Genomic DNA, 8784 nt, shown 5'->3' with positions numbered 1-8784 from the left:
GCGGAGCCGAGACTCGGGCCGTGGAGGGCGCACGCGGCCGGCGCGGCCGGCGCGGCCGCGTCAGTGTGGGGGCGGCGGAGCCGTCGTGTCGCCGATGCGGAGCTCGGAGCGGAAGGCCGCGGGCTGCGCCGGAGCCCCCTCGAGCATGGCGATCGCCGCCCTGGCCGCGGCCTGACCCTTCTGCACGAAGGGCTGCACGAGCGTGGTCAGCTGCCGGATCGGGGTGCGGTGGAACAGGCTGTCGTCGACGGGGATGCCGTCGAACCCCACCACGCTGACGTCCTCGGGCACGCGGAGTCCGGCGTCGAGCGCCGCCGAGATCACCCCCACCGCGAGGACGTCGCTCTGCACCACCACGGCGGTGGGGCGGGGACCGTCAGGGGCGAAGAGCGTCGCCCCGACGATGCGGCCCTCCTCGACCGAGCTGCCGGCCGCCTCGTGCGCGGGCGCGGCGGGGAACACCCCGCGGACTCCGCGGAGGCGCTCGAGCGAGGTGTGCGCGATGCCCTCGGCCTCGCGCTCGGGGGTGATCGGCCCGCGCTGGTGCGTGCCGTCGAGCGGCAGCGTCACGACGACGAGGTCGGTGTGGCCGAGGTCCCGGAGGAACGCGGCGGCGCGGCGCGAGGCCTCGCGGTTGTCGAGCTGCACGGGGACCGCGCCCTCGATGTCGTCCGCCTCGATGGCGACGACGGGGATGTTGCGACGGCGGAGGACGGCGACCGCGGGGTCGATCCGGACGTTGCAGCCGACGAGCACCACCGCGTCCACTGGCGCGTCGACGAGCGGTCCCACCAACCCGGCGTCGTCGAGCGGGCTGCGGACGAGCAGCAGGGAGGTCCCCGCCTCACCCGCGACCTCCGCGATGCCGTCGAGCGTCAGGACGTTCACCGGGTCGCGGAAGGCATCGCTCAGCCGCTCGTCCATCACCACGCCGATGACACCGGACCGACCGCGACGGAGGGAGCGCGCACGGGGGTCGGGGCCGCCGTAGCCCAGTTCCGCGGCCGCCGCGAGCACCCGCTCCCGGGCTTCGTCCGACACCGGACCAGCCCCGCTGAACGCGAGCGACGCAGTCGAGGGCGCGACGCCGGCGGCCCGCGCCACGGCGGCGAGGGTCGGCCGTGCGGCGCGTGCCCCGTTGTCGGGTCGCGCCGCGCCGTTCGTGGTTGCCGGTTCGTCCATCGCCCGTTAGCGTAATCGTCAACGGCGGTCGAATCGATTCGACCACCAGCCCGACACGCAGACCCGGAAGAGCACCATGACGATGACGTCCGCACGCACCGCACCGACCACCCGTGCGTGGATCACCGCCGTGTTCGTCGCCTTCACGATGTCCGGCCTCGCGATCGCCACCTGGCTCGGCCGGATCCCGAGCGTCCGCGACTCCCTCGACGCGACCACCTTCGAGATGGGGCTCCTCGTGCTCGGCATGGCGGTCGGCTCGATCGGCGGCCTCACGTTCGCCGGGCACATCGTCGCCAAGGTCGGTGCCCGTCGAGGCGTGCAGGTCGCCGCGGTCTGCCTCGCGGCGGGGATCGTGTTCGCCGGGTTCGCCGTCACCCTCGGGTGGGGCTTCGCCGCGATCTGGGTCGGCCTCGTGGCGTTCGGCTTCGGCAACGGCCTGGTCGACGTCTCGATGAACGTCTCCGGCGCAGCCGCCGAGAAGGCCGGCGGCCGCACGATCATGCCGCTCTTCCACGCCGCGTTCAGCGTCGGGACGCTCGCGGGCGCCGGCATCGGTGCCCTGACCGAGGCGCTCGACGTCCCCGTCGTCCTGCACTTCGCGATCCTCGGCGTCGTCACCTGCCTCGTCATGCTCGCCGCCGCCTCGCGCTTCGGTGACGAGCACCGGTACGACGAGCACGAGGGCACCGAGACCAGCCCGACCCCGGTGCAGCTCACCCGCTGGCAGGTGTGGGCGCAGCCGTCGACGCTCCTCATCGGCGTGATCGTGCTCGGCATGGCGCTGGCCGAGGGGTCCGCGAACGACTGGCTGCCCCTCGCCATGATCGACGGCCACGGCCTCGACAACGCCGCCGGTTCCGCGGTGCTCACGGTGTTCCTCGCCGCGATGACCGCCGGACGCATCGCCGGCAGCCCGCTCATCGACCGGTTCGGTCGCGTCCCGGTCCTCCGGGCGAGCGCCGCGGTCGCCGTGGTCGGCCTCGGCCTGCTCATCTTCGTGGACGTCATCCCGATCGCCGTCGTCGGCGTCGTGCTCTGGGGTCTCGGCGCGAGCCTCGGCTTCCCGATGGGCATGTCCGCCGCGGCCGACGACCCCCGTTCCGCGGCGCTCAAGGTCAGCGCCGTCGCCACGATCGGGTACGTGGCGTTCCTGGCCGGCCCGCCGCTCATCGGCTTCCTCGGCGAGCACATCGGGCTGCTCGGCGCCCTGCTCGTGGTGTTCGTCTTCATCATCGGAGCGGGCCTGGCGTCCGGTGCTGCCCGCGAGACGGGCGCGGCCGCCGAGACACTGCGGAAGCGACGCACGCGCGACGGCGACAGCGACAGCGACGACGGCAGCGCCGGTCCCCGCGGGGCAACACGCGACCAGCGGGCGGACGCGACGCGACCCGGCGGGGGCGAGCCGCGCCTCCAGGCCGACAGCCCCGACCATGCGGCGGACGACACGATGGCGGACCCTGCGTCGTCCGGCGGGGCACGGACCGACCGTTAGGATCGCCGGGTGCGTCTCGTCATCGCCCACTGCTCCGTCGACTACGCGGGGCGACTCTCGGCCCACCTCCCCCTCGCCACGCGCCTGCTGATGCTCAAGGCGGACGGGTCGCTGCTCGTGCACTCCGACGGCGGCAGCTACAAGCCGCTGAACTGGATGAGCCCGCCCTGCTCGATCGAGATGGGCGAACCGAGCGAGGAGCAGGCCGAAGCCGGCATCACGCAGGTCTGGACCGTGACGCAGAAGAAGACGCAGGACAAGCTCGTCGTCAGCCTGTACGAGGTCATCGCGGACGAGACCCACGACCTCGGCGTCGACCCAGGGCTCGTGAAGGACGGCGTCGAGGCCCACCTGCAGCAGCTCCTCGCCGAGCAGATCGAACTCCTCGGCGACGGGCACACCCTCGTCCGCCGCGAGTACATGACGGCGATCGGGCCGGTCGACATCCTCGCGCGGGACGACGCGGGGGCCAGCGTCGCGGTCGAGATGAAGCGCAACGCGAACATCGACGCGGTGGAGCAGCTCACCCGGTACCTCGAGCTCATGAACCGCGACCCGTTGCTCCGTCCGGTGCAGGGCGTCCTCGCGGCGCAGACGGTGGCGCCGCAGGCCCGCACCCTGGCCGAGGACCGCGGGATCCGCGTCCTCGTGCTCGACTACGACGCGATGCGCGGCATCGAGGGCGGGCACACCCGCCTGTTCTGAGGCGGGCGGGCGGCGTCGCGGAACCAGGTTCCGGACACAGCACCGTGACGTTCTGCAGTTCCGTGTCCGGAACCTGGTCCCCGCGGCGACGGCACGGCCGGGAGGCACGGTGCGGGGCCGTCCCGCCGGCGCGGTACCCGGACGGTCGCCTCCACGGCCCCGGCTAGGCTGGGCGGGACATGACGCGCCCGTTCACCGCCATCCTCTTCGACCTCGACGGCACCATCAGCGACTCCGCTCCGGGCATCCTCGAGAGCATGACGCACACCTTCACCACCGTGGGCGTCCCCGTGCCGGACCACGCGACGCTCATGTCGTTCGTGGGCCCGCCGATCCTCGACACCTTCCACGACGCGATGGGCATGGACGCCCGACAGGCCGAGCACACCCTCGCCGTGTACCGCGAGCACTACCTCTCGCACGGCGCGCTCGACTCCGCGATGTTCGACGGCATCGACGTCGTGCTGCACACGCTCCACCAGGCCGGACTGCCGATCTCGACCGCGACGAGCAAGCCGGAGACCCCGGCGACGTACATCCTCGAGCACTACGGCCTGACCGGGGACATCGACATCATCACCGGCGCGAGCGACGACGAGGTCCGCAGCTCGAAGGCCGACGTCGTCGCGGAGGCGCTGCGCCGACTCGACGCCCGCGGGTTCGACGTCAGCCGTCCGGTGCTCGTCGGCGACCGCAGGCACGACGTCGAGGGCGCGGCTGTCCACGGCGTGCCGACGATCTTCGCGGAGTGGGGCTACGGCTCGCCGGAGGAGGCCGAGGGCACCGTCGCCCGGGCAGCGACCCCGCTCGACCTCCTGCCGATCCTGCTCCCGTGACGGGCGCCGTCCGCACCGGGCTCCGCGGGGCCGCGTGGTTGCTCCCCGCCGCCGTCGTCCTCATCGCCCTGAACCTCCGCGGGCCGATCGTCGCGACCGCTCCGGTCATCGGGGACGTGCGCGCCGACCTCGGCCTGACCGCGAGCATCGCCGGACTGCTCACGACCATCCCGGTGCTCTGCTTCGCCCTCGCGACCCCGTTCGCGAGCTGGGTGATCGCGAAGGCGGACCCCGAGCGCGCCGTGTCGCTCTCGCTCGTCGTCGTCCTCGCGGGAACCGTCGTCCGGTCGCTGCCCTCGTCGGTTGCCCTGCTCGTCGGGACCGCGATCATCGGCATCGGCATCACGATCGGCAACGTGGTGATCCCGGTGGTCATCCGGCGCGACACCTCGCCGGAGCGGGTCGGACTCGTCACCGGCGTGTACACCTCTGCGCTCAACGTCGGGTCGATGGTCACCTCGCTCGGGACGGCACCGATCGCCGCGGTCTGGGGCTGGCCGGTCGCGATCGCGATCTGGGGCGTGCTCGCGGTCCTCGCCGGCATCGGCTGGACGTACACGGTCGGCGCCCGGGCGGCCTGGCGTCGGCCGGTCGCGGTCGAGCCCGTCGTGGAGACCGGACCGATCGACCAGGTGCTCGGCACGGGGTCGATCCGGGCCGTCGACGGCGGTGCGGGAACGACCCCCGTCCGTCCTGCTCGACGACTCATCACCTGGGGACTCACGCTGGCCTTCGGTGGGCAGGCCTTCTCCTACTACGCCCTCACCGCCTGGATCCCGACGCTGCTGCACGACGAGATCGGCTTCTCGAAGGAGTCCTCGGGCGCGAGCTCGTCGGTGTTCCAGATCCTCGCCGTCGTGGGGGCGCTCGGCGTCCCGCTGCTCGCGACACGGTGGCGTCCGCGGGCGATCATCGGACTCGTGGCGTTCCTGTGGCTCGCGATGCCGCTCGGGCTGCTGTTCGCGCCGCAGCTCTGGTTGCTCTGGTCCGTCCTCGGCGGTGCCGCACAGGGCGGTGGCATCACCGTGATCTTCATCGTGATCGTCCGGATCGTGTCGAGCGACGCCGACGCCCGGAGGATGTCCGCGTTCGTGCAGGGCGGCGGGTACCTCCTCGGGAGCGCCGGGCCGCTCGTGGCCGGGTCCCTGCACGGTGCCACGGGTGACTGGACGGCACCGCTGCTCGTCGTCCTCGTGGCCGTGCTGACCCTCGGTGTCGTGGGGACGATCTCGGCGCGACGGGTCGACTGACCGGCACCGCTCCAGCCGCAGGCAGTCGCTCCGGACCTCGGCGTCGGCTGAGCCGGCGGCACGCCGGAGCCGTACATCGGCTGGACGTTGCGTGGATGAACCGCGGATCGGCTCAGCGCGGAGCCCGGCTTCACGGCGTGCTGGCGGCGGCGTCGCGGCCCACCGTCATCCGGCAGCGCCAGGGTCCAGGTGTGGACACCCGACGCCCGGCCAGATGGGCCGACCAACCCCCCGCGGCGCGGGTCGCGCTGCTCGTCGTCCTCCTCGGGTCCACGGTGCTGCTGGTGTGGAACCTCGCCCGCGGCGGTGACGCACCCTTCTACGCGGCGGCAGCCCGCTCGATGTCCGGCTCCTGGCACGCGCTGTGGTCCGGCTCGTTCGACCCCTCCGGGACGGTGACGCTCGACAAGCTCAGCGGGTTCCTCGTCCCGCAGGCCCTGAGCATCCGCCTGTTCGGCGACTCCACCTCGGCCCTCGCGCTGCCGCAGGTCGTCGAGGGACTGGTGACGGTGTGGGCGTGCTCGGTGATCGGTCTCCGCTGGGCCGGTGCCGGGACCGGACTCGTCGCCGCCCTCGGAGCCGCCACCACGCCGATCTTCGTGTCGATGTTCGCGCACCCGATGGAGGACGGCCTGCTCACGGCCGCCCTCGCCGTCGCGCTCCTGTGCTGGCAGCGGGCGGCGATCACCGGGTCCTGGTGGTCGCTCGTGCTCTCGGGCATCGCGGTCGGGGCGGGGTTCCAGGCGAAGATGCTGCAGGCGTGGTTCGTCCTGCCAGCGCTGCTGCTCGGCACGATGCTCGCGGACGCCCGGCCCGGAGGACGACGGTGGAACGCGTGGGTGCGGCTCGGACGGACCGCGGCGCTCGGTGCCGTCGCCGTCGCGGCCTCGCTCGTCTGGGTGGTCTGGCTCGCCCACACGCCCGTCGGGGCTCGGCCGTACGTGGACGGCTCGACGGACGACGACCCGTGGGCGATGGTGTTCGGCTACAACGGGCTGGACCGCTTCCGCGCGGGGGCCTTCCCCGGTGCGGTCTCCGTGCACCCGTCGGCCACGCCGGGGCCGTCCGGGGACCCGGGTCGTCTGACGAAGCTGCTCGAGCCGCACCTCGGCTCGCAGGTCTCGTGGCTGCTGCCGGCTGCGCTGTTCGCCGTCGTCGTCGGGGTCGTCGTGCTGTGCGTCCGCCGTCGCGACAGGAGCGCACGGGTGTTCGGCGGTGCGTTCGACTCACGCGCTGGAGCCGTGACGCTCGTCGTCGTCACGGTGTGGCTCGCGACCGCGGCCGCCGTGCTCTCGGTGGCCCGGATCCCGCACACCGCCTACGTCGCCGCGGTCGGCGTCCAGCTCGCGGTCCTCGCCGCCGTCGGCTGGTGCGGGGCGGTCGGCCTGGCGCGCTCCCGGTCCGCGTGGCTGCGCGCCCTGCCGCTCGTCCTCGCCGTCGGGCAGGAGGCGTGGTGGCTGTACCTCGCGCACGGCGCCGGGGAACCGACCGTCCTGGCCCACACGGCGCACGTCGTCGCGAACGCGACCGTCGTCGCGGCGGTCGTCGCACTCCTCTGGCGGCCACGGGACGTCGTCGGCGGACCGTCGGGGCCGCACCGCGCCTCCCGGGCGGCCATCGCGGCGACCACCGGACTGGCGCTCGTGGCGGGCCCGGCGGCCTTCTCGGTGCAGGCGCTCGACGCAGCACGCGACGGTTCGGGTCTGGACGCGTCCGTCGGACGCACCGTGGGCGCCGAGCGGTACCACGTCTCGACGCCGGACTGGCGCGGCGGCGAGCCCGCGCCTTACCCGCCTGCGGTGCAGCAGCTCGTCGCGCTCGCCGGTCGGATCGACGGCCACCGGGCAGGGACGCCGCTCTTCCTCACCGACGCCTGGCGACTGTCGTCCCTCGTGGTCTCGGCCACCGGTCTGCCCGTGCTCACCGACGGCGGGTTCTCCGGCGCCGTGCCGGTCTTCACGACCCGGCAGATCCGCGAGCGGATCGACCACGGGCTGCGCGTGCTCGTCTCGATCAGCGGCGCCAGAGCCGACGATCCGGTCCTCCGCGCTGCGCTGGCCGGTGGGTGCCGCACGGTCCCCGACGCTCGTCCGGGGCACCGCGTGGTGCTCAGCACGTGGCCCGCCGACGACCTGCAGTGGACCGTGTGGCGGTGCGGACTGCCCGGTCCGTCGACCGGGCGGGTCCTCGTGCGACCGGCGCACGGCGACGGGCCGGTCCGGGCGTGGGTCAGGCCTGCTCGAGCACCTCGCGCAGGGACAGCGGTCGCCGACCGGTGATCCGCTCGACGTCGCCCGAGACGTGCGCGAGCGCGCCCTCCGCGATCGCCGTGTAGGTGCTCACCCAGGCATCCGCCTGCCACGGTTCCGGATCCCACCTTGCCCGGGACGCGTACGCCTCCTCGAGGGTCTCCGGGTGGTACGTCACGGCGCGCCCGCGGACCTCGGAGACGGTCGCCGCCGCCTGCGCGAGCGTGATCGCGGTCGGCCCCGTGAGTTCGTACGTGCGGTCGAGGTGCGACGTGGGCGCCTGGAGCACGGCCGTCGCGACGCGGGCGACGTCGGCTCGTGCGACCGCGGCCATCGCACCGTCCGCCGCCGGACCCCGGATCACGCCGTCCTCGCCGACGAGGTCCTCCACGAAGTCGAGGTAGAACGAGTCACGGAGGAACGTGTGGGCCATCGAGGTCGCGCGGATCGCCTGCTCGGTCGCCCAGTGGTCACGGCCGAGGGTGAACGTGGCGTCCGCCGCAGCGCCGACGAAGGACGTGTAGACGACGTGGCGCACCCCCGCCGTGGCGGCCGCGCCGACGAACGTCCGGTGCTGCGCGAGGCGGTCCTGGGCCTCGGCGCCGGACACCATCAGGAGCAGGTCCACGCCCTCGAGTGCGGCGCGGCTCGCCTCGGCGTCGTCGTAGGGGGCGACCGCGACCTCGGTGCCGGGCAGCTGCGGCGCGCGGGAGGCGTTCCGCACGATCATGCGGAAGGGGACGTCGGCCGCGGCGAGCGCGCGGGCGACGGCGCCGCCGATGTTGCCGGTGGCTCCGGTGACGGCGATGGTCATGGTCGGTCCTCTCGTGGTGCGCGGGGCTGGTCGGCCCGCGTCGGTGGGGCGGCGCGCGTCGGGTCGGTGCACGTCGACGCGGTCCGCGTCGACCGGGTGGTCGGCCGCCACATGCGGCACGGCCGCGACCACGACGCGGCCCGGGCATGGGCCGTGGAGGTGGACGGCGTGAACGCCGCACGGGTCGCTGCCACGGTGGGCCGTGCCTCCAGGACGGTCCGGACGTGACCACCCGGTCGACGCGGACCGCGTC

The 8784-nt window shown here is 73.9% G+C and carries 7 protein-coding genes; 5 read left to right on the top strand and 2 right to left on the bottom strand.

The window, feature by feature from the left end:
* Positions 1 to 60: 60 nt before the first annotated feature.
* Positions 61 to 1182 carry a LacI family DNA-binding transcriptional regulator gene (locus NS184_RS16775; RefSeq protein WP_058727211.1) on the bottom strand — a complete coding sequence of 374 codons (1122 nt, stop codon included), beginning with the start codon at positions 1180 to 1182 and terminating at the stop codon, positions 61 to 63.
* 76 nt (positions 1183 to 1258) lie between these two features.
* Here NS184_RS16775 and NS184_RS16770 point away from each other — a divergent pair, with 76 nt between their 5' ends.
* The 5 genes from NS184_RS16770 to NS184_RS16750 all read left to right on the top strand — a co-directional run bounded on the left by NS184_RS16770 (position 1259) and on the right by NS184_RS16750 (position 7747).
* A complete protein-coding gene (locus NS184_RS16770; protein ID WP_242863097.1) occupies positions 1259 to 2677 on the top strand; it encodes an MFS transporter in 1419 nt (472 codons plus the stop codon).
* 9 nt (positions 2678 to 2686) lie between these two features.
* Positions 2687 to 3382 (top strand): endonuclease NucS, encoded by a 696-nt coding sequence (gene nucS, locus NS184_RS16765; protein ID WP_058727210.1) that lies wholly within the window; start codon positions 2687 to 2689, stop codon positions 3380 to 3382.
* A 179-nt stretch (positions 3383 to 3561) separates the two neighbouring features.
* Complete coding sequence (locus NS184_RS16760) at positions 3562 to 4218, top strand: HAD hydrolase-like protein (protein WP_058727209.1); 657 nt, start codon at positions 3562 to 3564, stop codon at positions 4216 to 4218.
* Complete coding sequence (locus NS184_RS16755) at positions 4215 to 5468, top strand: CynX/NimT family MFS transporter (RefSeq protein WP_058727208.1); 1254 nt, start codon at positions 4215 to 4217, stop codon at positions 5466 to 5468. The genes NS184_RS16760 and NS184_RS16755 overlap by 4 nt, the downstream gene beginning before the upstream one ends.
* Positions 5469 to 5659: 191 nt before the next feature.
* Positions 5660 to 7747 (top strand): ArnT family glycosyltransferase, encoded by a 2088-nt coding sequence (locus tag NS184_RS16750; RefSeq protein ID WP_058727207.1) that lies wholly within the window; start codon positions 5660 to 5662, stop codon positions 7745 to 7747.
* Here NS184_RS16750 and NS184_RS16745 read toward each other — a convergent pair.
* Positions 7698 to 8531, bottom strand: coding sequence for an NmrA family NAD(P)-binding protein (locus tag NS184_RS16745; RefSeq protein WP_058727206.1), 834 nt, complete (start codon positions 8529 to 8531; stop codon positions 7698 to 7700). The genes NS184_RS16750 and NS184_RS16745 overlap by 50 nt on opposite strands.
* Between the last annotated feature and the right edge of the window lie 253 nt (positions 8532 to 8784).

This window comes from Curtobacterium luteum (genome assembly GCF_001475545.1).
In the GTDB taxonomy this organism is placed as follows: domain Bacteria; phylum Actinomycetota; class Actinomycetes; order Actinomycetales; family Microbacteriaceae; genus Curtobacterium; species Curtobacterium luteum_A.
This window is presented reverse-complemented; position numbering and strand designations above follow the sequence as displayed.

What these genes read in the sequence shown, in the direction of transcription:
- NS184_RS16775 (WP_058727211.1), bottom strand. Translation starts at nt 1,182, where the DNA reads ATGGACGAACCGGCAACCACGAACGGCGCGGCGCGACCCGACAACGGG.
- NS184_RS16770 (WP_242863097.1), top strand. Translation starts at nt 1,259, where the DNA reads ATGACGATGACGTCCGCACGCACCGCACCGACCACCCGTGCGTGGATC.
- NS184_RS16760 (WP_058727209.1), top strand. Translation starts at nt 3,562, where the DNA reads ATGACGCGCCCGTTCACCGCCATCCTCTTCGACCTCGACGGCACCATC.
- NS184_RS16745 (WP_058727206.1), bottom strand. Translation starts at nt 8,531, where the DNA reads ATGACCATCGCCGTCACCGGAGCCACCGGCAACATCGGCGGCGCCGTC.